Source organism: Ruegeria sp. AH7 (genome assembly GCF_056541325.1).
Window position 1 is genome coordinate 268,964 of sequence record NZ_JBQFYF010000004.1, and the last position, 22,702, is coordinate 291,665.

The 22,702-nt window shown below is 57.9% G+C and carries 19 protein-coding genes; 9 read left to right on the forward strand and 10 right to left on the reverse strand.

What is annotated here, in order from left to right:
* Window positions 1–2 precede the first annotated feature (2 nt).
* Window positions 3–1,136, reverse strand: coding sequence for a DUF819 family protein (locus ACR0JX_RS11780; protein ID WP_480543988.1), 1,134 nt, complete (start codon window positions 1,134–1,136; stop codon window positions 3–5).
* Window positions 1,137–1,318: 182 nt separating this feature from the next.
* On the opposite strand from ACR0JX_RS11780, the gene gpmI reads away from it, so the two are divergent.
* The 4 genes from gpmI (at window position 1,319) to ACR0JX_RS11800 (ending at window position 5,672) form a co-directional block, all read left to right on the forward strand.
* Window positions 1,319–2,833 carry a 2,3-bisphosphoglycerate-independent phosphoglycerate mutase gene (gene gpmI / locus ACR0JX_RS11785; RefSeq protein WP_480543989.1) on the forward strand — a complete coding sequence of 505 codons (1,515 nt, stop codon included), beginning with the start codon at window positions 1,319–1,321 and terminating at the stop codon, window positions 2,831–2,833.
* On the forward strand, window positions 2,830–3,957 hold the full coding sequence (locus ACR0JX_RS11790; RefSeq protein ID WP_480543990.1) for a murein hydrolase activator EnvC family protein: 1,128 nt from the start codon (window positions 2,830–2,832) through the stop codon (window positions 3,955–3,957). The genes gpmI and ACR0JX_RS11790 overlap by 4 nt, the downstream gene beginning before the upstream one ends.
* Before the next feature lie 6 nt (window positions 3,958–3,963).
* Window positions 3,964–5,304, forward strand: coding sequence for a S41 family peptidase (locus tag ACR0JX_RS11795; RefSeq protein ID WP_353011140.1), 1,341 nt, complete (start codon window positions 3,964–3,966; stop codon window positions 5,302–5,304).
* A 173-nt stretch (window positions 5,305–5,477) separates the two neighbouring features.
* On the forward strand, window positions 5,478–5,672 hold the full coding sequence (locus ACR0JX_RS11800) for a DUF4926 domain-containing protein (protein ID WP_480543991.1): 195 nt from the start codon (window positions 5,478–5,480) through the stop codon (window positions 5,670–5,672).
* 587 nt (window positions 5,673–6,259) lie between these two features.
* On the opposite strand, the gene ACR0JX_RS11805 is transcribed toward ACR0JX_RS11800, so the two are convergent.
* The 3 genes from ACR0JX_RS11805 to ACR0JX_RS11815 form a co-directional block, all read right to left on the reverse strand.
* The gene (locus ACR0JX_RS11805; protein ID WP_480543992.1) at window positions 6,260–7,786 is read right to left on the reverse strand and encodes an MFS transporter; all 1,527 of its coding nucleotides are present in this window, start codon (window positions 7,784–7,786) and stop codon (window positions 6,260–6,262) included.
* 78 nt (window positions 7,787–7,864) lie between these two features.
* Window positions 7,865–8,224: a hypothetical protein gene (locus ACR0JX_RS11810; RefSeq protein ID WP_480543993.1), complete on the reverse strand. Its 360-nt coding sequence runs from the start codon at window positions 8,222–8,224 to the stop codon at window positions 7,865–7,867.
* Between the two features lie 11 nt (window positions 8,225–8,235).
* Window positions 8,236–8,997 (reverse strand): DUF6478 family protein, encoded by a 762-nt coding sequence (locus tag ACR0JX_RS11815; protein WP_480543994.1) that lies wholly within the window; start codon window positions 8,995–8,997, stop codon window positions 8,236–8,238.
* Between the two features lie 248 nt (window positions 8,998–9,245).
* Between ACR0JX_RS11815 and ACR0JX_RS11820 the strand changes: the two genes are divergently transcribed.
* Genes ACR0JX_RS11820 through ACR0JX_RS11835 form a run of 4 tightly spaced genes read left to right on the forward strand, consistent with a single transcriptional unit; the run spans window position 9,246 to window position 15,499 of the window.
* Window positions 9,246–12,353, forward strand: a complete 3,108-nt coding sequence (locus tag ACR0JX_RS11820; protein ID WP_480543995.1) for an ABC transporter transmembrane domain-containing protein — start codon at window positions 9,246–9,248, stop codon at window positions 12,351–12,353.
* Window positions 12,343–13,236 (forward strand): CPBP family intramembrane glutamic endopeptidase, encoded by an 894-nt coding sequence (locus ACR0JX_RS11825; RefSeq protein ID WP_480543996.1) that lies wholly within the window; start codon window positions 12,343–12,345, stop codon window positions 13,234–13,236. The genes ACR0JX_RS11820 and ACR0JX_RS11825 overlap by 11 nt, the downstream gene beginning before the upstream one ends.
* A gap of 59 nt (window positions 13,237–13,295) precedes the next feature.
* On the forward strand, window positions 13,296–14,228 hold the full coding sequence (accD, locus tag ACR0JX_RS11830) for an acetyl-CoA carboxylase, carboxyltransferase subunit beta (RefSeq protein WP_480543997.1): 933 nt from the start codon (window positions 13,296–13,298) through the stop codon (window positions 14,226–14,228).
* Window positions 14,225–15,499, forward strand: a complete 1,275-nt coding sequence (locus tag ACR0JX_RS11835; protein ID WP_480543998.1) for a bifunctional folylpolyglutamate synthase/dihydrofolate synthase — start codon at window positions 14,225–14,227, stop codon at window positions 15,497–15,499. The genes accD and ACR0JX_RS11835 overlap by 4 nt, the downstream gene beginning before the upstream one ends.
* A gap of 75 nt (window positions 15,500–15,574) precedes the next feature.
* On the opposite strand, the gene zapE is transcribed toward ACR0JX_RS11835, so the two are convergent.
* Complete coding sequence (gene zapE, locus ACR0JX_RS11840) at window positions 15,575–16,633, reverse strand: cell division protein ZapE (RefSeq protein WP_480543999.1); 1,059 nt, start codon at window positions 16,631–16,633, stop codon at window positions 15,575–15,577.
* Between the two features lie 153 nt (window positions 16,634–16,786).
* Here zapE and ACR0JX_RS11845 point away from each other — a divergent pair, with 153 nt between their 5' ends.
* Window positions 16,787–18,028, forward strand: coding sequence for an MFS transporter (locus tag ACR0JX_RS11845; protein WP_480544000.1), 1,242 nt, complete (start codon window positions 16,787–16,789; stop codon window positions 18,026–18,028).
* On the opposite strand, the gene ACR0JX_RS11850 is transcribed toward ACR0JX_RS11845, so the two are convergent.
* The 5 genes from ACR0JX_RS11850 to ACR0JX_RS11870 all read right to left on the reverse strand — a co-directional run bounded on the left by ACR0JX_RS11850 (window position 18,025) and on the right by ACR0JX_RS11870 (window position 22,558).
* Complete coding sequence (locus ACR0JX_RS11850; protein ID WP_480544001.1) at window positions 18,025–18,645, reverse strand: HAD family hydrolase; 621 nt, start codon at window positions 18,643–18,645, stop codon at window positions 18,025–18,027. The two genes, ACR0JX_RS11845 and ACR0JX_RS11850, sit on opposite strands and share 4 nt — an antisense overlap.
* A gap of 143 nt (window positions 18,646–18,788) precedes the next feature.
* The gene (locus ACR0JX_RS11855) at window positions 18,789–19,244 is read right to left on the reverse strand and encodes a YaiI/YqxD family protein (protein WP_480544002.1); all 456 of its coding nucleotides are present in this window, start codon (window positions 19,242–19,244) and stop codon (window positions 18,789–18,791) included.
* A complete protein-coding gene (gene sthA, locus ACR0JX_RS11860; protein WP_480544003.1) occupies window positions 19,241–20,689 on the reverse strand; it encodes a Si-specific NAD(P)(+) transhydrogenase in 1,449 nt (482 codons plus the stop codon). The genes ACR0JX_RS11855 and sthA overlap by 4 nt, the downstream gene beginning before the upstream one ends.
* Before the next feature lie 3 nt (window positions 20,690–20,692).
* Window positions 20,693–21,526, reverse strand: coding sequence for an S-formylglutathione hydrolase (fghA, locus tag ACR0JX_RS11865; RefSeq protein WP_480544004.1), 834 nt, complete (start codon window positions 21,524–21,526; stop codon window positions 20,693–20,695).
* Window positions 21,527–21,628: 102 nt separating this feature from the next.
* A complete protein-coding gene (locus ACR0JX_RS11870) occupies window positions 21,629–22,558 on the reverse strand; it encodes an AEC family transporter (protein WP_480544005.1) in 930 nt (309 codons plus the stop codon).
* Between the last annotated feature and the right edge of the window lie 144 nt (window positions 22,559–22,702).

Here is a 22,702-nt window from a genome sequence, read left to right on the forward strand (position 1 = left end):
TCCTATCCCCCTCTGGCCAGAAGCAGCGCCAGTGAAATGCCCAGATAGTTCCCAATGGCAAATCCCAGAATGCCGGTTGCCATGCCCGACATCAAGATTGCGGGGTTGCGCAAACTGCGCGAGATCATCGGTACAAAGGCGGGCGACATGACGGCGGCGACCGATGTGATCAGGAATGTGTCCCGGTCAATTCCCGCGATCCGGGCGAACAGCGCGTGCAGGGCGAAACTGCCGAATGTGGCGATCAGGACAAATCCCAGAACAGCCAGATCCATGTCCTGCAACTTGGCCAGATCCATCGAAGCGGCGACACTGAATGAGAATACATAAAGCAGGAACATACCCATTTCAGGCGCAGCTCTGTTTTGGTGCAGCGATGGCGTAAGTGATCCCAAAAGACCCAGTGTTGTCAGCAAGATTACGATCACTACGGGTTGAGCGGCAAAGCTGAAGGTTGGCGCAAAGATCAACGCGGTCGCAACACAAAGCGACGCTGCAAGGAAGGCGATGATGCCGTGCAGATACAGGTTTGGCTTTGCAGCCTCGCCCTCTTGCGGGAGGTCTGCGTCACGGTCGCCCATGAAGGGTTTCAGGAACAGACCAAAGACCGCAGGCGCAAGGGTCAGCACAAACAACAGATAGGCCGAGCCGACGACCGTGTCGACGGTTGCAAACAGCAGATAGCGGCCTTCGGGGATATCCAGCGCCAGTTTGATCGCGCCCATATTCGCCAGACCGCCAGTATACATACCGACTGCCATGCCCGAAAGCTGCTCGGCCTGTTCGGTCCCGGTGGCGCTGAAGGCAAAGAACAGCCCTGTCGCGACAAGCCCAACCGCAAGAACGGCCAGTGCCATGGACAGCAAAGCGGACCCGGCCACGCGGCCCCAGGCCCGCAGGTTGACGCCAAACAGCAGTAAGGGCAGAGCAAGCCCCAGGCTCGCTTCAATCACGGTTTCCCTAAGTTGCTGTGCGGCTTCGGGTTGCAGGCCGGAAACCCCCAAAGCTAGCCCGGCCATGTAACACAAAACAATCGGCCCGATACGCCCAGCCAACGCCCAGTGCCGCGCCAATAACATCAGTGCAGCTGGCGCCAACACATAGATCAGGGCAAAACCCGAAAGTCCTGTTTGCATGATTGTCCTCTTCCTCAGGTCCCGAGACTAGGCGGCCCGGCCCTGATCACACAAGAGGACCTGACGTAAGGTTCTTATGCGCCGACGGTTTGATTAAATCTGCACCAATTCCTGCAAAGGCGGTTCACCCCCCGGCGACCAGAGGCTAGAAGATGGGGCAAGAGCAGTTACCGGAGACCGAAATGGCCACGCCCAAACCCGTAGTCTTGTGCATCCTGGATGGTTGGGGGTTGTCCGAAGACACACAGGCGAATGCCCCTTATTTGGCCGACACGCCCACGTTTGACGCGATTATGAGAGGTCCCCATGCCACGCTGATCACCCACGGCCCGGATGTGGGTCTGCCCAGCGGGCAAATGGGCAATTCCGAGGTCGGACACACTAACATTGGTGCTGGTCGTGTTGTGGCTATGGATCTGGGGCAGATCGATTTGGCGATCGAGGATGGATCATTTTTTGACAATGACGAGCTGCAGGCGTTTATTGCCAAGGTGAAAGCCGCGGGCGGCACGGCACATTTGATGGGTCTGGTGTCAGATGGCGGCGTGCATGGGCATGTGAACCATATCGTTGCGGCGGCCAAGGCGATCACCGATGCCGGTGTACCGGTCGCGCTGCACGCTATGACCGACGGGCGAGACGTAGCCCCGAAGTCAGCCCTGACCTATGTTGCCGAGCTTGAGGATCGCCTGCCCGAAGGGGCCCGTATTGTCACCATATGCGGGCGTTATTTTGCCATGGATCGCGATAACCGGTGGGAGCGGGTATCGCAGGCGTATGATGCCATGATCAAGGGTCAGGGCCGTGCGGCCAGCACGGCGTATGGGGCCGTTGATCACGCCTATAACCAGTCGGAAACGGATGAATTCATAACGCCGACGGTTCTGGGTGGGTATGAGGGTGTCAAAGAGGGCGGCGGGTTCTTTTGCCTGAACTTCCGTGCCGACCGCGCGCGGGAAATCCTGCGCGCCATTGGCGAGCCGGGCTTTGCTGATTTCGATACAGGTCCGCGCCCGGTTTTGTCGGCGTTGTTGGGGATGGTCGAGTACTCGGATAGCCATACCGCCTATATGACCACCGTGTTCCCGAAACGCGCAATCGTCAACACTCTGGGCGAATGGGTGGCCAAACAGGGCTTGCGTCAGTTCCGGCTTGCCGAGACTGAGAAATACCCACATGTGACCTTCTTCCTTAATGGCGGCAAAGAGGCCCCCGAGGAAGGTGAGGACCGTTACATGCCCAAATCGCCCAAAGTCGCGACCTATGATTTGCAGCCCGAAATGTCCTCGCCCGAAGTGACGGCAAAATTCGTTGAGGCCATCGAAGCCGGGTATGATCTGATCGTCACCAACTATGCCAATCCGGATATGGTGGGTCACACCGGCGACCTGCAGGCCGCGATCAAAGCCTGTGAGGCGGTGGATCAGGGCTTGGCGCAAGTTGTCGAGGCGTTGAACACCGTCGGTGGCGCGATGATCGTCACAGCCGATCACGGCAATTGCGAGGTGATGGTCGATCCGGAAACCGGCGGGCCGCATACCGCGCATACTCTGAACCCGGTTCCGGTGGCCTTGGTTGGGGGTCCCGAAGGGGCCGTGCTGCGTAGCGGGCGCTTGTCCGATCTGGCACCAACCCTGCTGGATCTCATGAACCTGCCAAAGCCGCCTGAAATGACGGGCGAAAGCTTGATCTCATGAGGGTAATGGCAGCTGCCATAGCACTGTCTTTGGCAGGTCAGGCTATAGCACAGAACCCGTCGCGGGCGGCGCTTGACGCAGCGGAGATGCTGGAGCATGCCTCGATCTCGCTGACCGAAGCGGACAGCGCGCGGGATCGGGTACGGGCTTTGACCCAGACCATTCAGGCCTATGAGGCGGGCCTGTCTGCGATGCGCGATGGCCTGCGCATGGCCGCAACCCGTGAGGCTCAGCTATCGGCAGAATTACGAACACGGGAAAAGGATGTGGCGCAGCTCTTGGGGGTTTTGCAAACCATCGAAACCACGGCACCGCCGGTTCTGATGCTGCATCCTTCAGGCCCGCTGGGCGCGGCGCGGACGGGCATGATGCTGTCCGAAGTCACGCCGGGCCTGAACGCCAAGGCAGAAGATCTGGCGCGTGATCTGCAAGAGGTTCGAACCCTGCGCCTGTTGCAACAGGATGCTGCTGAGACCCTGACCGAGGGCCTGAGCGGCGTCCAATCCGCCCGAACCCGCCTAAGCGAGGCGATTGCTGATCGAACTGACCTACCAATGCGTTTCGTCGAAGACCCGATCAAGACGGCAATCCTGATCTCATCTACCGAAACACTGGATGGGTTCGCCAGCGGGTTGTCCGAAATCTCGGAAGGTGAAATTGCCGCGACCGACGCAAGCGTGGCCAGCCGCAAGGGGGATGTACAGCTTCCGGTACAGGGTATCTTGCTGCACCGTGCGGGGGAAACCGATGCGGCGGGGGTGACCCGCCCCGGACTGGTTTTGGGCACACGGCCCCGCGCCTTGGTCACCGCGCCCACCGCAGCAACGATCCGCTATCGCGGACCATTGCTGGACCTTGGGAACCTGATCATTCTGGAACCCCAGCCCGGACTTCTATTCGTTTTTTCTGGATTGCAGGAGGTATACGGAGACATCGGACAGGTGATCCCCGAAGGCACACCAGTTGGGCTAATGCCCGGTGCGGCGCCCGAAATCGGCGCTATTTTGTCAACAAGTGGTGATGGCACTGGAACTGACCGGTCAGAAACGCTCTATATAGAGGTAAGAGAAGACAATAGCCCCGTGGACCCGGAATCGTGGTTTCGGACCAACAAGGATGGATAGACGAGTATGAAGAGATTTGTGATGGCCGGTCTGGCCGGAACCGTGGCAGGGATTATCGCAACCACCCAGATCGCTGGTCCGCTTCTGGCGCAGGAGGCCGAAAAGAAGGCCGATGTGTATCAGCAACTGGACCTGTTCGGTGACATTTTCGAACGCATTCGCGCGCAATATGTCGAAGAGGTTGAGCCCGAGGAGCTGATCGAGGCTGCGATTGACGGCATGCTCACATCGCTTGATCCGCATTCCAGCTATCTGTCGCCCGATGACGCTGAGCAGATGCGCGTGCAGACACGGGGTGAGTTTGGCGGCCTCGGCATCGAGGTGACGCAAGAGGAAGGCTTTGTCAAAGTCGTCTCGCCCATCGATGATACGCCTGCCGCGGCAGCCGGGATCGAAGCCGGGGATTTCATCACCCATGTGGATGGTGAAAGCATTCTGGGCCTGACGCTGGACAAGGCGGTTGACTTGATGCGCGGGCCTGTGGGCTCCGAGATCATCATCACGGTTGTTCGCGAAGGCGAGCCTGAGCCTTTTGATGTCACCATAATCCGTGACACGATTAAACTGACCGCTGTGCGCGCACGTACCGAAGGCACCAGCGTTGTGTTGCGTGTAACCACGTTCAATGATCAGACCTTCCCGAACCTGCAAGCGGGTCTTGAGGAACAGATCGCCGAAGCGGGCGGGATCGATAAGGTCAACGGCGTTGTGCTGGATCTGCGGAACAACCCTGGCGGTTTGCTGACGCAAGCGATCCGAGTGTCGGATGCGTTCCTGAACGAAGGCGAGATCGTCTCGACCCGCGGCCGTGATCCACAAGATGGTGAGCGGTTCAACGCCACCCCCGGCGATCTGGCCGAAGGCAAGCCAATCGTGGTGCTGATCAATGGTGGTTCGGCCTCGGCCTCGGAAATCGTTGCGGGTGCCTTGCAGGATCATCGTCGAGCGATCGTTGTGGGCACCAAGAGCTTTGGCAAAGGCTCGGTCCAGACCGTGATGCCGTTGCGTGGCGACGGGGCGATGCGCCTGACCACATCGCGCTATTACACGCCTTCGGGTCGTTCGATCCAGGCGCTGGGCGTCAGCCCGGACATCATCGTGGAACAACCGCGCCCGCAGCCCGAAGCCGAGGAGGACGAGGAGAACCCCTTCACCCGGTCCGAGGCCCAGCTGCGCGGCAGTCTGGACAATGACAGCCTGAGCGAGGATGAAATCCGCCAGATTGAAGAAGATCGCGCCAAGGCCGAAGAGACAGCCGAGCTGCGGGAAGAGGACTATCAGCTGGCCTATGCCATCGATATCCTCAAGGGCCTGTCCGCCTTCAATCCGAACGGGCCGTCTCAGTAAGCGGCAGGCCGAAGGATCGGGTAGGTGGTTCAGGCGAAACCTTTTACCAGTTGCTGATCGCGTGTGATTTGATGCGCGATCAGTGGCCTCTGAACAACGGTTGTGAGGCCTGTGCAGACACGTGAGAGTTGGCAAGTAAACTCAACGCGAAGTCTCGAAGTCGTGGGGGGAAAGTGAAGGAATTTGATGTTATCTCTTTGAGGAGAGGTAGGGCGGGCGTCGCTGCTGGTTCGCAAGGCACAATTGTGCACGAGCATGTCGACGGAAAGATATTCATCGTGGAATTCATTGATGGGAATGGACGTACGGTCGCCCTCGAAGACTTGCCTCTCGAGGAACTGGAGCTGATTTCAGAATTTAAGCCTTAGACGTCCGATTTGAGCCCAATTTACTCAACCAGTTTGTACTTGATTGGGGTTGCTGATTGCACCGCACTTCAACATTATCACGGCATGAAGAAATGGCACCGTTTTGACGATGATGACATCGCTGAGATTGGAAATCATACTTGGAAGTTTGATTTCCCCAATGGCAACTACACACTAATAGTGAAGCAATTAAGTCAAAACTCCGTTGATGTGGTTTATGGTGAAAAAACAGAGTCTTGGCCTGTAGAGGTGAAAGAACAGAACGGGTCCGAGTTTAAGCTCTCTGGATTCGCATGGGCAGCGCCTGATATAGGCTTGGAGGACTGCTGGTTTGAGTTGCACATCTGTCCAACCCCCAAAATAACTTTCTGGGGCGACCGAGTGGTTATTCGAACAGACCTGTGTTGCTCATCGCAATAAGCTCAGCGCCTCGAACGACAACTCTGTCCGCAAAACCGCCGTTCCGGATTGCAGCACCTTCGTAGAAATTTGTGTGGGTAAAAGCTCTTTAGTTTCCTGTTACACTATGCGTTGTGTTTGACTTCGCAACTTTTTCGCAAGAGGTCTGGCACAGGACGGGACCCTTTTCAGTCTTCAATCTTATGCAGCTTGCTTTCGTCCAGCATCAGCGCCAGCAGGATGCCCACGGATACCGAGATAGTGGAAAAGATAAAGGCCATGTTCATTCCGCTGTCAAACGCGCTGGCAATCGCGGATTTCAGGGTTTCGACTTGATCGGTATTCAGTTTGGCCAATACGGCATGGGCGGATTCGGTGTTGAGCGTTCCGCCGTTGATGGCCCGCTGATCGGCGTCAGTCAGGGGGATGTTGGCCGCCGCCAGCTTGTCGCGCAGGCTGGACAAAGACACCACATACATGATCGCTGTAGCGCAGGCGACCGAGATGGCGCCATACACGAGATGGGTCATAAAGCTTAGCCCGCCCACAAGTCCGGCGCGTTCGGGTTTAACGGCACAGACCGCAGCGGTGCCCGATGGGCCAACCGTTAGCGTTGCACCCAGCCCGATCATCGCCATGCCGGGCAGGATTTGAAAATATCCGAAACTGGCGGGAAGAACCACGATACTGGCCGCGCCAATCGTGGCGATCAAATAGCCCCAGAACAGCAGCCGTTTGGGGCCGAAATCATTGTAGAGCGTGCCCGAGACCACTGACCCAACAGCCAGCAACAGGGTAAGCGGTGCCAGCCCCAGCGCAGATTCAAAGGTCGACCACCCCAAAACCTTTTGCATGTATTGCGGGAAATACAGCAGGCCGACAAAGGCGGCAGACACATTGAACATGTTCAGCCCCAGCGTGATCCGAAACTGTTTGTTCTGCATCATCTGAGGCAGCAGCAGCGGTTCGACCACGCGTTTTTCGACCTTGGGGAAGAGAAAGAACAAAACCGCGCTGACGAAGAACAAAAGCAGCAGGGGGACTGAGGTCCAGCCCCAATCGGCACCAACATCCAACCCGTATAGCAACAGCAGCACGGCAAAAGACAAGATAGCCATGCCTGCGTAGTCGATATGTTCACCCTGTTTGTGCTGGGTCTCGCGTTGCATCAGCAGCAGCGCGGTTGCCATGGAGATGCAGGAAAAGACGATGTTCGCCAGAAAGAAATACCGCCATTCTCCGAAGCTAACCGCCAGCCCGCTGATCATGGGGCCAAAGACATTGCCCGTGGTTACGCCGGCCAGGATCAGGCCCATCACAAGGGCACGGTGTTCCGGGCGTGAGACTTTGGTGGCCCCAAACGCCAGTGTGCAAGGCCAGACACAGCCCGCGCCGATCCCCTGCAGGGCCCGCGCGCCAATCAGAAAGTCCAGGCTGGGGGCAACAAAGCACACCACGGATGCAAACAGAAAGATCGTGAGGCCGATGATCATGATCTTTCGATGACCATACATATCACCCAGGCGGCCCCCGGCGACCATGGTCATGGCAAAAAACAGCGCGTAGATGTTTAGCACCCATTGGGTGCTGGTAATGTCAGCGTCGAAACTGTTTTCGATTGCGGGCACCAGCATTAGGGCGCCGGTGAAATCGATACCGATGCCAAATCCCGTCACCATCAATGCGGCAACTTTTACAATGCTGCTGCGATCCATATCCGCATCCTTCGTGATCCAAATGGGTCAATGATGCATGAATGAAGCCAAAAAGATAGGTTGACGGACTATTGGCGGTCAGTCGTCGCCCCGGCAAATCTGGCGAAAAGCGCGTTTGAGCATCTCCAGCTCAGCGCGCAGCAGCTCGACCTCGGTCCGCAGATCATCCGCGGCTGGTTCGCCTGCGATCACGGTGAAATTCCCCAGTTTTTGTGTAGTCGTCGTATCAACGATGACAAAACAGTGTACGCCTTCGGATAGCGCCGCAGCAGGCACAGGAACGGCCAAGGCCCACCCATCCTGGGCTTCTGTCAATGTGACCTGGGGCAGGGGCTTGCCCAGATAGCGCACCTCAACATTTGGTTTTGTTTCGGCCTCAAGATGGCCTTGCCACAGGCCGTTTTCGAACCGAAGGGGGATCAATCTGGGGTGCGTCATGGTCTGGCGTCTCACAAATCGGCGCGATGGCGGCGGCACAGGGTCAGATCGCGCAGAAGAATGCGGTTCATGCGCGGGTTTTCAAATATCACATCCAGCCAGATCTTTTCGATCCGCTGTTCATTCAGGGGCAGATGCGCCAGATCAAAATCAACAGCGCTGGGCGTTTTCGACAGATCGATCTGCCGCAACACCTGTTCGGTGTTGGGTCCGTGCTGGATATTGAGTCGCGCGAAAATTCCGGTGTCCTGCTCGCTGTTTACCAGCGCATCCAGCCGCAGCAGGTGCTGTAGGGTCAGATCGCGCGCGGCGTCGGCTGGCAATTCGATCGACAGGGACAGGAAGGTCCCTGCAAAACTGAATGCCTCAACCGACAGGCTGAACGGCGCAAGATCGGCTTCGTCGCGGTTGCGGATTTGGCGCACGGCGATCTGGGCGCGCGGACAATCGTGAAACAGGGTCACCTGCCCATCGATACCCGCCTTGCGCGGAGCTGAGGCAAGCCCGGGTTGCGCCAGTGGTCCACGCCACAAATCGGGCCGCCAGGCCCAATCCGTGCCAACGGGTTTTGGAAACTGGGCCGATCCGATCTGAGGTCGGGTCAGGCGGCTATCTGCAATATGGATCAACTTGTTCAGACTGGCCCGTAAGCCGCGCGCCTGATCGCGTTGCAGGCGCAACGCCGATTGCGGGGCATCTTGCGCCTGTTCCGCCACTTTGCGCCATCGCTGCAACGTCTTGCGGTGTATGTAGCGATCCAGAATCCTGCCCATTGTCCTATCGTCCCAAGTTGCACCTCTTTAGTCAAAGACGGTGTAGGGGACAAACCCGGAATGGCAGTATGGGGGTGAATAGTCACAAAATCCTGAAGACCCGTTGGTGCGGATCTGAATTCGGCGTGACAAAGACCCGTTGCATTCTTGTAATCAGCCGGGTCAATGCTTACCGTCTGGCACCGGGCTGAGGGTGGGTTTTCCTCGGAACCTCCGCGCAACAGATTAAGCACAGATAAGGCCAGTTCATGGAACCCACTCTGTTTTCATTCATATGGAAATATTCGAAAAAGCAGCAGCTTGTGCTGTTGGGTTTGACGGTTCTGTCCTTTCCGTTTCTCTACGCTTCGCTTGAGCTGCCCAAGCAGATTATTAACGATGCTATCGGTGCGCCTGGCGATACGGTTGCCGTCTGGGGGATCACATTCACCCAGGTGCAGTATCTGCTGATCCTGTGTTTCGCCTTTCTGGCCACAGTCATCGCCAGCGGTGTGATGAAAATGCGGATCAACACGATGAAGGGTGTTCTGGCCGAACGGATGCTACGACGCCTGCGATTCACCCTGATCAACCGCTCGATGCGCTTTCCCAAGTCCTATTTTGCCACCACCAGCCAGGGCGAGCTGGTGTCGATGATCACATCCGAGGCTGAACCGATGGGCGGCCTGATGGGGGACGCTATCGCGCAGCCCGTGTTCCAGTTCGGCCAGATGATGACCATCGTGACATTCCTGTTCATGCAAAGCGTCTGGTTCGGGCTGGCCAGCATTGCGCTGATCCCGTTGCAGGCGTGGCTGATCCCCAAGCTGCAACGCCAGATCAACCTGCTGAACAAGGACCGCATTCAGGAGGTGCGCAGCCTGAGTTCTGAGATCGGCGAAAGTGCCGCGGGGATCAGTGATCTGCGGACCAATGGCGGCTGGCGCTATCGTCTGGCGCAATTCAGCCATCGGTTGGGCACCTTGTTCGAGATCCGGTTCAAGATCTACAACAAGAAATTCTTTATGAAGTTTCTCAACAATCTGATCACTCAGATGACGCCGTTTCTGTTTTATTCCGCCGGCGGCTATCTGGCGATCAAAGGCGAGATCACGGTAGGTGCCCTGGTCGCGGCGCTTGGGGCTTACAAAGACCTGAGCGGCCCGTGGAAGGATCTGTTGACCTATTACAACCAGGTGCAGGATATGTCGCTGCGCTGGGAAATCGTGACTGAGCGATTTGCCCCGGATAACATGATCCCAGAGGAGCTATTCGAGGGTGAACCCGAGACGGTCCCGCATTTGGATGGCGATATTGAGTTGCGCAATGTGACTGTGCGGGATGGGGACGGCAAAACCATTCTTGAAGACCTTGACCTGAAGATCCCGAAAGGTGCGCGAGTGGCGATTCAGTCGACCAATTCGGCGGAGCGTACAGCGCTTGGCCAATTGATGACGCGAGAGGTGCTGCCAGTTCAGGGTGAGGTGATCATGGCCGGGCATGATCTGCGCAATCTGCATCAGGCGGTGATTGCCGCGCGCATCGGCTATGCCTATTCGCGACCCTATCTGTTTGACGGCACGTTGGGCGACAACCTGATGATGCCGCTGCGAACGCATCCGCAGATTGATGAGGCTGGTGTAAAGGCCCCGACCCGCCGACAGATCGAATCTGCGCGTTCGGGCAATCCGACAGATCTGCTGAGCGATGAGTGGATTGATCCCGGTTTAGCAGGGCTGGACGATATCGACGATATCCGCGACTGGTGGTTCCAACTGGTTGAGGCGATGGGTATTGACGAGTTCATGTTCCGCCGAACGCTAGGGTCGTCGTTTGACCCGAAACTGCATCCGAACTTGGCGCAGGACATTGTAAATCTGCGGGATACGATTGCGACGCGTCTGCGCGAAAAAGGCTTGGACAAGTATGTCCACCGGTTTGATCCGGAACAGTTCAACCCAACCGTTCCGCTGGGTGGAAACCTGCTTTATGCCGCGCCGACCCGCCAGATTTCACCCGAAAGCCTGGCCAATGACGGGCATTTTCTGTCGATGCTTCGGGCGCATGATCTGGCAGAGGACGCGCTGAATATCTCGAACGCCGTGCTGGATACGCTCAGCCGGACCTTCGGTCGGGATGGCACGGATCACCCGTTGTTCCTGCGGTTGGGTATGAGCAAGGAAATGTATCACCGCTGGTTGGACATAGATGAGCGGCGCAAGGCTAAGGGCGACGCGGGGCTCAGCGATGAAGAACAGGCCCTGCTGCTGACCGTTCCCTTCCTGTTGACCGCCGAACAAATTGGCTCGGATTTCCCGGATGAGTACAAGGACAAGATTCTTGCAATTCGGCAGGGTCAGGCCGAACAGCTACGTGGGGCGATGAACGGAATGTTTGTCCCGCTGTCCCCTGACACATATTTCCCGATACTGCCCGTGTTGGTAAATGCGCTATACGGCCGGGTTTCGGTAACGGCGGGCGCGCATCTGGATGAGATTGAGGATGTAGTCGCAGAAGCCATGAACGAGGCTGGTCTCAGACGCCGTGCTGCTGCGATTATATATGATCTGCCAGCCGGTCTGGGCGGCAACAATCTGGCCACGGTCTTTCAGGAGCGCGCGGCTTTTTCCCGGGCTGGCATCAAGCGGCCGGATGTTCTGATCCTCGACAAGGCGCTGGCTAGCCACGATTCAGAAAGCCGCCTGCGGACACGGTTGAAACTGCGCGAGTTGCTGCCCGACTCGATAATGATCTTCATGGAAGATCACTTCGCGCATCCCGAAGCCTATGACCTGTTCATCGAGATCAAAGATGGCCGGATCGATGGCGTCTCACGCACACAAACAAAGCATGAAGAAAGCACCTCGGCGGATCTAAGCCGCAAGCTCGAGATCATTTCTTCGACCGAGCTGTTTTCTGGCATCGATGCGCGTAACCAGCGCCTGTTGGCGTTTTCCGCGCAATGGTTTGATGTGGCGGCGGGGCAGCAGATATTCTCGCGCGGGCAGGCTGCTGATGCGGCCTATCTGTGCATCAAAGGCACGGCCAATCTGAACTGGGTCGATGACGAGGGCGGCAGTCGTACCATTTCGGTCGTTGAATCCGGGCGCCTGATCGGGGACTTATCCATTATCACCGGCGAACCCCGTCAGCTGGACCTGACTGCGGTGTCAGACTGTACGTTCCTGCGTATCGGCGCCGAGGAACTGCGCGCAGTCATTGAAAACGATGCAACCGTTGCAGTTCAATTGTTGCAAACGGTTGCGGGCTATCTGACCACGTTGGCGACGCGGATCAACACAGCCCAGACCCCTTCGGAAATCTTCCCGGAGGTGCCTCAGGCAATTTCGGACGAAAGCGTTGCCAATGACGCCTGAGCCCGGCGCGTATGCAGCCCATGAGGCACTGGTCGCTGAGGCACGTGCCCGGCCTGAGCTATGGCGGTTTTTGGCCGGTCTGGTCATCGTCGCTGCGCTCTACATGGCACTGAATTCGGTGATCTTTGCACTCATCGCGGGCCTGATCCCGCCTGCGCAGGCCGAAGGGTTCTTTCGCGGATCGACTGCGGCAGGCACATTGTTACTGCTGGTCAGCTTCGGGTTTCTGATCGTGGGTGTCGCGGCGGCGGCGCGGGTGATGCAGCACCGATCTCTAGGTCACATCCTCGGACCACGCAATTTGGCCCTACAGCAGTTTGGGCGTGTGTTTCTGGCCCTATTGATATTGGGGTTGGTGATGTTTGCTTTGCCACCCTATGGGATGGGCGAGCCGCTGATCCAAAACCTGGCACTGCCAGTCTGGCTGATCCTGCTGCCCCTCGCTGCGTGTGCAGTTTTGATTCAAACCAGCGCCGAAGAGATCCTGTTTCGAGGCTACATTCAGCAATCGCTGGCGGCCAGATTCCAATCGCCCCTGATCTGGATGGGCGTGCCCTCGGCCCTGTTTGCAGCAGGCCACTATGCCCCCGAATTGGCCGGGGACAACGCACTCATCGTGGCCGTCTGGTCATGTGTGTTTGGCCTTCTGGCCTCGGACCTGACAGCGCGATCTGGCACATTGGGTCCGGCCATCGCTTTGCATTTTTTCAACAATCTTATCGCACTTGTATTTATCTCGTTGCCGGATTCGCTGAGCGGTTTGGCGCTCTACCTGCTGCCTTTTGAGATGTCAGAGACCGATATGCTCCGCCAATGGCTGTTTGTGGATTTCGCTACAATGCTGGTCTGCTGGCTGACCGCGCGGATTGCACTCAGGCGTTGATTGCATTTCCTTCCGTTGCGTCTTATTTGACGTCAAAGCCGCTCTATTAAGGTTCCGATATGAACTGGATCACAAACTACGTCCGCCCCCGGATCAACTCGATCTTCTCGCGTCGCGAGGTGCCCGAAAACCTGTGGCACAAGTGTTCGGAATGCGGAACCATGCTGTTCCACCGCGAGCTGGCAGAAAACCAGAATGTCTGTACTCAGTGCGGCCATCACATGGCGATCACCCCGCGCGACCGGTTTAAGCATCTGTTTGATGGTGGCATTTTCACCGAAGTCGACGTGCCCGCGCCCAAGGACGATCCGCTGCATTTCCGGGATCAGAAAAGATATCCTGATCGCATGAAAGCGGCGCAGAAAAAGACGGGCGAGAAAGAGGCGATGTTGGTCGCCGCTGGTGAAATTGGGCGCACGCCGATTGTGGCGGCTGCGCAGGATTTCTCATTCATGGGCGGATCGATGGGCATGTATGTTGGCAATGCCATCATCGCTGCCGCGCAAGAGGCGGTGAAATTAAAACGCCCGCTGATCCTGTTTTCCGCCGCGGGTGGCGCGCGGATGCAAGAGGGTATCCTGAGCCTGATGCAGATGCCGCGTACCACTGTAGCGGTCGAAATGCTGAAAGAGGCGAACCTGCCCTATATCGTTGTGCTGACACACCCGACTACGGGCGGCGTAACCGCGTCTTATGCGATGCTGGGTGATGTGCATATCTCGGAACCCAACGCGCTGATCTGTTTCGCCGGGCCGCGCGTGATCGAACAGACCATCCGCGAAAAATTGCCCGAAGGATTCCAGCGCGCTGAATATCTTTTGGATCATGGCATGCTGGATCGCGTGACCAAACGGACCGAAATGCGAGACGAGCTAATCACCATCACCCGGATGCTGATGAACCAACCCCCGGCGATCCGGGGTGATCTGCCCGCGCCAGAACCGGAAGAGGCCAAGGCAGACGCCCCAGCTGACGATACGGATCAGAAATGACCCCCCAAACATCTGACGCCATCCTCGACCGGATGATGGCGCTGCACCCCAAGATCATCGACCTGACCTTGGATCGTGTCTGGCGTTTGCTGGATGCGCTGGACAATCCGCAGACCAGATTGCCGCCGGTGATCCATATTGCCGGCACCAATGGCAAGGGCTCGACCCAAGCCATGATCCGCGCAGGGCTCGAAGGGGTTGGGCTTCTGGTTCATGCGTATACCTCCCCGCATCTCGCGCGGTTTCACGAACGCATCCGTTTGGCGGGCGAGCTTATCTCGGAACCCAATCTGACGGCCGTGCTGGATGAATGCTACGCCGCCAATGGCGGTGAGAATATTACCTATTTCGAAATCACCACCTGCGCGGCCCTTTTGGCTTTTGCCCGCGCGCAGGCCGACTACACGCTGCTTGAGGTCGGACTGGGCGGACGTCTTGACGCGACCAACGTGATCGATGCTCCTGCGATGACGGTGATCACACCGGTCTCCATCGACCATGAACAATTCCTGGGCAACACGCTGGCTAAGATCGCGGCTGAAAAGGCCGGAATCATCAAACGCGGTGTGCCTTGTGTCGTTGGTCGGCAACCGGAAGAAGCGATGGAGATCATTGAACAGACCGCTGCCCGCCTCGGCGCACCGCTGATCGCCTATGGCCAGCACTGGCATGTGGCCGAAGAAAACGGACGCCTGATCTATCAGGACGAAACCGGCCTGCGTGACCTGCCGCTGCCCAACCTTCTGGGTGCGCATCAGATTCAGAACGCTGGCGCGGCGCTGGCCGTTCTGCGGCACCTCAACCTGGGCGATGCCGCCTACGAGGCCGCTGTCACCCGCGCCGAATGGCCCGCGCGCATGCAGCGGCTGAAAACGGGCCCTCTGGTTCAGGCCGCGCCGCAAGCCGAGCTGTGGCTGGATGGCGGCCACAACGCCGCTGCTGGTATCGCACTGGCTGATGTGCTGGCCAAACTGCCGAAACGCCCGACCCATATGATCTGCGGCATGTTGAACACCAAGGATGTCACCGGCTATCTCGCACCACTGGCCACGCAGGCCGACAGCCTGACCGCCGTGTCGATCCCCGGCGAAACCGCGACACTCAGCGCCGAAGACACCGCCGCTGCCGCGGCGAAGGTCAATCTGCGAGCCACAACCGCCGCCAGCGTTGGTGATGCGCTTCGCTCAATCGTTACTCAGGACCCACAGGCCCGCGTGCTGATCTGCGGCTCACTTTATCTTGCTGGCCATATCCTGCGCGAAAACGGCTAAGGGCATCCGCCCGCAGGGCTTCATCTGGCCAAAAACATCCCGGGGGAACCGCCAAAGGCGGTGGGGCAGAGCCCCCTAAACGCCCCAATCCTCAGCCTGCATCTCCCTCAGGCGCGAGGCGGTGCGCTCGAATTCAAACGTGCCTTCCCCCTCGACATAAAGCATCTCGGGCTCTGCCGCGGCAGAACAGATCAACCGCACCCGTGCCTCATAGAGCGCATCGATCAAAGTGACAAAGCGCTTGGCTTCGTTGAAATTGTTCCGCGACAGGCGCGGGATGTCTTCCAGCACCAAAACCTTCACCGTTTCGGCAATCGCCAGATAGTCCGCAGGTCCCAGCATCCGGCCGCACAGATCATAAAAGGTCGCCCTGGCAATACCGTTGCGGAACTGAGGCAGCTCAACCGCGCGCCCATTGACCTGCAGCACCAGCGGATCAGCCGAACCACCGGCCAAATCGGTCCAGACCGCGCGAATACTCTGGTGGGCTTCGGGGCCAATCGGGGTGAAATAGACCGGCGCGCCCTCCAACCGGTTCTGCCGATAATCGGTGGGCGAGACCAGTTCCCACACCTGCAGCTGCTCTTTGATATGCGCGATAAAGGGCAGGAACAGCTGCCGGTTCAGCCCGTCCTTATACAGATCATCCGGATGCCGGTTCGATGTCGTTACGACCACCACACCGCCTGCATGCAACATGTCGAACAAACGCCCAACGATCATCGCATCGGTGATATCAGTGATCTGCATCTCATCAAAAGCCAGCAACCGGACGGATTTGACCACTTCTTGCGCCACCGGTGCCAGCGCATCCTCAACACCGTCCTTGCGCGCTTTGTGCATACCTGCGTGGATTTCTTGCATGAAGGCATGAAAGTGAACGCGGCGCGCGGGAATGTCCTGCAAACTGTCGACGAACATATCCATCAACATGGATTTTCCACGCCCAACACCGCCCCACAGGTACAACCCTTTGGGCGCAGGCGGTGCTTTGCGAAACAAACCACGCTTTACCGGAGCTGCAAGTGCTGCGCGGATCCGTTCGAAATGCGGCAGCACGGCCTCTTGCGCATCGTCGCGGGTCAGCTCTCCAGCGTCGATGCGGGTGTCATAAAGCGAGATCAAATCCGTCATAAGTCAGAGCCTTACCGATGAGACGGCGACTTGAAAAGCAAGCAGTTCTGCCGATACATCAAAATTCCTTATCCTCGACCGCAAATCTGTTGAATTGACGGCCAGAGTGAATCCTGTACCGTCGGCGAACGTTTTATGGACCGGGGCCTCCCAATGCCGCATTCTGCCCGCCTAATAAATCCAATCCTGATTGTCGGATGTATCATCATCACGGTCAGTTTCGCTGTGCGTGCCTCGTTCGGGGTGTTCCAGATCCCGATTGCGGATGAGTTCGGCTGGCTGCGCACGGATTTCTCGCTTGCGATTGCGATTCAAAATCTGGCCTGGGGCATCGGGCAACCCATCTTCGCCGCGATCGCCGAAAAGATTGGGGATCGTAAGGCAATCATTCTTGGGGCGCTGACCTATGCGGCAGGCATGGTTTTGTCGGCCTGGTCTATCACCCCGTTTGGGCATCAGATGTATGCTTGGCTGGTGGGGTTTGGCATCGCGGGAACCGGGTTCGGCGTGGTCCTTGCGGTGGTTGGTCGGGCCTCATCAGACAAGAACCGGTCCATGTCTTTGGCGATTGTAACTGCGGCTGGCAGCTTCGGCCAAGTGATCGGCGCACCAACCGCCGAATGGCTTCTCACCTTCTTGCCTTGGCAACAGGTCTTCATCGTTTTCGCCATCGCAATCCTTGCCCTTGTGCTGACACTGCCCTTCATGCGTGCCCCGCAGCCGGTCAGCAAAGCCGAGTTGGAAGAAAGCATGAGACAGATTCTTGGAAAAGCGTTCCGAGATCCGTCTTATGCGCTGATCTTTCTGGGCTTTTTCAGCTGCGGTTATCAACTGGCGTTCATCACCGCCCATTTTCCTGCCTTCGTGACCGAGATGTGCGGCCCGATCCAACCCGGAGGCGTCCTGCACTCCCTGGGTATCACCACCACGTCCGCCTTGGGTGCGGTTGCGATTTCGTTGGTAGGTTTAGCCAATATCGGCGGCACGCTACTGGCCGGTTGGGCGGGCAATCATTTCCCCAAGAAATACCTGCTGGCCGCAATCTACACAGCTAGAACCGTCGCGGCTGCGGCGTTCATTCTCATGCCGATCACGCCGACTTCGGTGATCATCTTCTCAATCGTCATGGGGTCACTGTGGCTCGCCACGGTGCCTCTAACCTCGGGTCTTGTCGCACACCTCTACGGCTTGCGCTACATGGGCACGCTTTACGGTTTCATCTTCCTCAGCCACCAGATCGGAGGGTTCCTTGGCGTCTGGTTGGGCGGACGGATGTACGATGTCTATGGTGACTACACCATGGTCTGGTGGATCGGCGTCGCGGTCGGAGCCTTCAGCGCCATTGTCCACCTGCCGATCCGTGAGAACCGTAGTGCGACACCCGCTCCGGCTTAGCGGGCTTCATCGACGGTCAACAAACCCTCTGCCACCAGTCGATCTGCCCAGCCGTCCGTGCCTTTGAAGTGATGCGTCTGCCATCCACGCCCGCGTGCCGTTTCGATATTGTCGATCCGATCATCTGCAAACAAAAGTGACGCGGGCGGCAGGCCACAATCCGCTTCGACCTGCTCATAGATCGGAATATGAGGCTTCACCATCTTCATCCGGCCCGAAACATATTGCCGGTCGAACTCGTTCAGGAACGGGTAGACGGTGGTGGCATAGTCGAAATTCTGCACGCCGAAATTTGTCAATGCGAACACCGGCACGCCTTTGGCTCGCAACGCCCGCTGCAACCGGACCGAATGTGGGATTTCAGGTGCAGCAAGCTCGATCCATTTGTCGTGCCACATGCGGATCTCATCGCGCCATTTGGGGTATTTCTCAGCCCAGTCGTAGATCGTATCGGTGAAATGATAGCCCTGATCCACCAGATCGTTCATGCCGTGCAAATCAACCTCTTCGAACATGGCCCGACGGCGATCTTCGCCGATCACGCGATCATAATAGCGCTCGGGTTGCCATTCGATCAGGACATTGCCGATATCAAAGATGACCGCTTGAATGGACATGTCGTGATCCTGTGCTGAGTTCGTTCTGCGCGCCGACTGAACCAAGCTAAGCGCTCAAGTTCAAGCACCAACCGCAGCGCGCAGCGCTGCCCAGCCCAACCGGAGACGGCGCATCTGCGATGCGTCGCCGCCGGGCGGGAGCCTTATGCCCGTTTTGCAGCCCTGAGTTCCCGTTCCAACGTATCCAGAAACCGGGACCGGTCGGCTTTGCCAAATGGTTTACCGCCACCACCTGCGCCCAAAGGGTTGGCCGCGCGCAGATCGGTCATCAGGTCGCGCATGGCCAATTGCTGGCCGATATTGGCGGCTGTGAAGGCCTCACCATTGGGGCGTAGCACGCGGGCCCCGGCGTCAACACATTTTGCGGCCAGCGGGATGTCGGATGTGACCACCACATCGCCCTGCCCGCAACGCTCGGCAATCCATTTGTCGGCCTCATCGGCCCCTTCCGAGACGATGACCACTTGCACCAACGGGTTCGCCGAAGGTCGCAGCCCGCCATTCGAGACCAGCGCCATCGGTACTTTGTGGCGGGTTGCGACCCGCTCGGCCTCGGCCTTCACAGGGCAGGCGTCGCCATCGACATAGAGCGTGGTCACGCTTTCTTGGCCTCTTTGGCTGTTGGCTTTTTCTTTACCTTGAATTCTTCCGGGATCGGCATCCGGTTGAACGCGTCCAGACCGGCGATCTTGTAGGCTTCGGCCAGCGTTGGGTAATTGAAGGTGTTCTGGACAAAGTAGTCAACTGTGCCTTTCAGGTTCAGCACAGCCTGAGCGATATGGATCAACTCTGTTGCCCCTTCACCCACAATCTGCACCCCCAGAACTCGGCGGGTTTTCAGCGAGAACAGCATCTTCAGCATGCCATGTTCCAACCCCATGATATGCCCACGCGAGGTTTCGCGGAATCGCGCCACGCCAACCTCGTAGGGAATGCCGCGCTCCTGTAATTCCTCTTCGGACATGCCACAGGTGGAAATCTCGGGCACCGAGTAGATGCCATAAGGGTACCAGGGGCTTTCCGGCAGTGTCGGCGTTTCCAGCGCGTGGCAAGCAGCGACACGGCCCTGCTGCAGCGACGTTGAGGCGAGTGACGGATGCCCGATCACGTCACCTGTCGCATAGATATGCGGCACGTCGGTCTGATAGGTCTTGCGATCCACGTTGATCCGGTTGCGATGATCGGTTTCCAGCCCGACTGCATCCAGGTTCAACGCCGAGGTTGCGCCCATGCGACCGGCGGCAAACAGCAGCATCTCGGCCCGGACATGGCGGCCGTTCTCCAGCGTGACCTCGACATGTTCACCCGCATCTTCGATTGTCTCAACAGCAGAGCCGAGGCGCAGATCGACACCGTTTTCGCGTATCTGATGGGTGAATTCATGGATCAGGCGGCTGTCAATGAAATCTAGAAAGCTCTCGCGGGGTTCAATCAGCGTGACCCGCACGTCCAGGGCCGAGAACATGGTCGCGTATTCCACACCGATCACCCCGGCACCGATCACGATCAGTGAGCGTGGAATCTCTGCCATTTCCAGAAAATCATCGCCATCCACAACGGTCTTGCCGTTGAAAGGCACATAATCGGGGCGATAGGTCTTAGTTCCGGTGGCGATCAGGAATTTGGCTGCAGTCAGGCGGGTTTTTTCGCCCGCATCCGTCGCGACTTCGATCTCGTGCGGGCCAGTGAATGTTGCCAGCCCGTTCAGGGTTTCCACATGGTTGCGGTTGAACTGATGTTCCAACACGTCAACTTCATGATCCAGTGTCATGTGCAAACGCGCCTTGAGGTCCTCGGCGCGGATCTGGTCTTTGACCCGGTAGGAACGACCGTAGAAACTGCGTTCACGCCAGCCAGAAAGGTTCAGAACTGTTTCGCGCAGGGTTTTCGAAGGGATTGTGCCCGTGTGGACCGAAACACCACCAAGCCGGTCCTTGCGGTCGATCACCAGCACACGACGCTTCAGCTTACCAGCCTGGATTGCCGCAGACCGCCCCGAAGGGCCCGACCCGATGATGATCAGGTCATAGTCATATTTGCTCATGCGTTACTCTCCGTACAGTGCTTCGGCGTGGAAGGTGATGTGGTCTTCCATGAAGGTGGAGACAAAGAAATAGGAATGATCATAGCCCGGTTGCAGACGATAGCTGGCCTGCTGGCGGCGTTCAGCAATGGCACTTGCCAGAGCTTCGGGGCGCAGCAGATCGATAAACTGATCATTGGCGCCCGTATCGATCAGGACCGGGCCGTCAAACCCAACCTCTCTCATCATCAGGGACGCATCGTGCTTTTTCCAAAGCCCTTCATCCTCACCCAGATAAGCAGCCAGCTGTTTGCGACCCCAATCCGCACCGGTCGGGTTCGAGATCGGAGCGAAGGCTGAAACCGAGCGGAACCGACCCGGAAGGTTCATCGCCAGCGTCAGGGCGCCATGGCCCCCCATGGAATGGCCCGTGATGGCCTGACGATCCATGTCGATGGCGAAATTCTCGGCCAGAAGGGCGGGCAGTTCCTCGGCTACGTAGTCCCACATGTTGAAATGCGGGGCCCATGGGGATTGCGTTGCATTCACATAGAACCCGGCGCCCTGACCCAGATCGTAGTCTTCGTGATCGGCCACGGCTTCGCCACGGGGCGAGGTGTCAGGAAAGACCACGGCAATCCCTTGCTCGGCCGCCCAGGCCTGTGCCCCGGCTTTGGTCATCGCGTTTTCATGGGTGCAGGTCAGGCCGGATAGGTACCACAGGATCGGAACCGGGCCGTCCTTTGCCTCGGCTGGAAGGAACAGGCCAAAGGTCATATCACATTGGCAAGCTGTTGACGCATGGCGATAGACGCCTTGCACGCCACCGAAACAGGCGTTCTCCGAAACGGTTTCCATCTAGTCTTATCCTCGCATTAGGGTCGGCTAAGGGCTAACGATCCAAGGGCTTCACGTAAAGCCCGGGTGCGTTCGGCGCACGTATTTTTTAAAGGATGAAAATCAGAGCGCAGTGACCCAAGCAATTACAAGCGGTACGGTCAGGATGCTGGCTACGGTCGACAACAGGATCGCTGCCGAGGCGCGATGGGGTGCGACGCCATAATGGGCGGCCAGCATGTAGACATTGCCCGCCACTGGCAGGGCGGCGGCGGCAATTGCTACGGCAGCCGGGAACGTGTCGATGGGCACCAGCCAGAGTACCGCAATCGCGACGCAGGCCGGGTGGACTACCAGTTTACAAAAGCTCAACCAGGCAGCGACCTGAATACGCTCGGCGGATTTGCCAGCCAGAGACGCCCCGATTGCAAACAACGCGCCGGGCGTTGCCGCGCCGCCCAGAATGGTGAGAAAATCGTTCAGTGGGCCGGGGACTGGTACCTGAAAGGCGGACCAAATCAGACCGGCGGAAATCGATACGATCATGGGATTCTTGAGCAGCCCTACTCCAATCAGGTGCAGAGTGGCTGGGGTCAGTTTACCATCTCGCCCCCCATTGATCAGGATCACGATGAGCGAGGAAAACACCACAAGATCAACGGCCAGAACCAACATTACCGGTCCAATAGCAGCTTCGGTCAGCAGTAACGCCAGCATCGGCAGGCCCAGAAACCCGACATTGCCGATTGCGGCGCATTGTGCCTCGACCGCTGCTGTGGGGATGTCCAGCCCTCGGAACCAGGCGATCAAGGTCGCAATCAGATAAACGGCCAGCGTTCCGATCAGATAGCCAATGATCAGGCGACCATTGAAGATCTCAGCAAATGGCAGGGTCGCGGCAAAGCGAAACAGCATCGCCGAGAGGGCAAAGAAGAACACAAATTTGGTCAGGTAAGCCGTGGCTTCGGCGCTGAAAAACCGGCTGCGTCCGGCCCAATAGCCCAGGCCGATGATCGCAAAGAAGGGCAGGGTGCGCAGAAAGATCTCGACCATGGCCTGTCCTAACATGGTTTTGGTCCGTCGCAAGTACGGACATTTGGTTTACCACCCTTAGTGAAGCGGGTCGTGCAAAGTGGTGTTTCAACAGAATTGTGAGGTCAATTCACTTGAGCATGCCGAGAATCCTTGTATCTAAAC

Excerpts from the sequence above, each read along its gene's own strand:
- ACR0JX_RS11780 (WP_480543988.1), bottom strand. The coding sequence starts at position 1,136 with ATGCAAACAGGACTTTCGGGTTTTGCCCTGATCTATGTGTTGGCGCCA.
- gpmI (WP_480543989.1), top strand. The coding sequence starts at position 1,319 with ATGGCCACGCCCAAACCCGTAGTCTTGTGCATCCTGGATGGTTGGGGG.
- ACR0JX_RS11790 (WP_480543990.1), top strand. The coding sequence starts at position 2,830 with ATGAGGGTAATGGCAGCTGCCATAGCACTGTCTTTGGCAGGTCAGGCT.
- ACR0JX_RS11795 (WP_353011140.1), top strand. The coding sequence starts at position 3,964 with ATGAAGAGATTTGTGATGGCCGGTCTGGCCGGAACCGTGGCAGGGATT.
- ACR0JX_RS11805 (WP_480543992.1), bottom strand. The coding sequence starts at position 7,786 with ATGGATCGCAGCAGCATTGTAAAAGTTGCCGCATTGATGGTGACGGGA.
- ACR0JX_RS11810 (WP_480543993.1), bottom strand. The coding sequence starts at position 8,224 with ATGACGCACCCCAGATTGATCCCCCTTCGGTTCGAAAACGGCCTGTGG.
- ACR0JX_RS11815 (WP_480543994.1), bottom strand. The coding sequence starts at position 8,997 with ATGGGCAGGATTCTGGATCGCTACATACACCGCAAGACGTTGCAGCGA.
- ACR0JX_RS11820 (WP_480543995.1), top strand. The coding sequence starts at position 9,246 with ATGGAACCCACTCTGTTTTCATTCATATGGAAATATTCGAAAAAGCAG.
- ACR0JX_RS11825 (WP_480543996.1), top strand. The coding sequence starts at position 12,343 with ATGACGCCTGAGCCCGGCGCGTATGCAGCCCATGAGGCACTGGTCGCT.
- accD (WP_480543997.1), top strand. The coding sequence starts at position 13,296 with ATGAACTGGATCACAAACTACGTCCGCCCCCGGATCAACTCGATCTTC.
- ACR0JX_RS11835 (WP_480543998.1), top strand. The coding sequence starts at position 14,225 with ATGACCCCCCAAACATCTGACGCCATCCTCGACCGGATGATGGCGCTG.
- zapE (WP_480543999.1), bottom strand. The coding sequence starts at position 16,633 with ATGACGGATTTGATCTCGCTTTATGACACCCGCATCGACGCTGGAGAG.
- ACR0JX_RS11845 (WP_480544000.1), top strand. The coding sequence starts at position 16,787 with ATGCCGCATTCTGCCCGCCTAATAAATCCAATCCTGATTGTCGGATGT.
- ACR0JX_RS11850 (WP_480544001.1), bottom strand. The coding sequence starts at position 18,645 with ATGTCCATTCAAGCGGTCATCTTTGATATCGGCAATGTCCTGATCGAA.
- sthA (WP_480544003.1), bottom strand. The coding sequence starts at position 20,689 with ATGAGCAAATATGACTATGACCTGATCATCATCGGGTCGGGCCCTTCG.
- fghA (WP_480544004.1), bottom strand. The coding sequence starts at position 21,526 with ATGGAAACCGTTTCGGAGAACGCCTGTTTCGGTGGCGTGCAAGGCGTC.
- ACR0JX_RS11870 (WP_480544005.1), bottom strand. The coding sequence starts at position 22,558 with ATGGTCGAGATCTTTCTGCGCACCCTGCCCTTCTTTGCGATCATCGGC.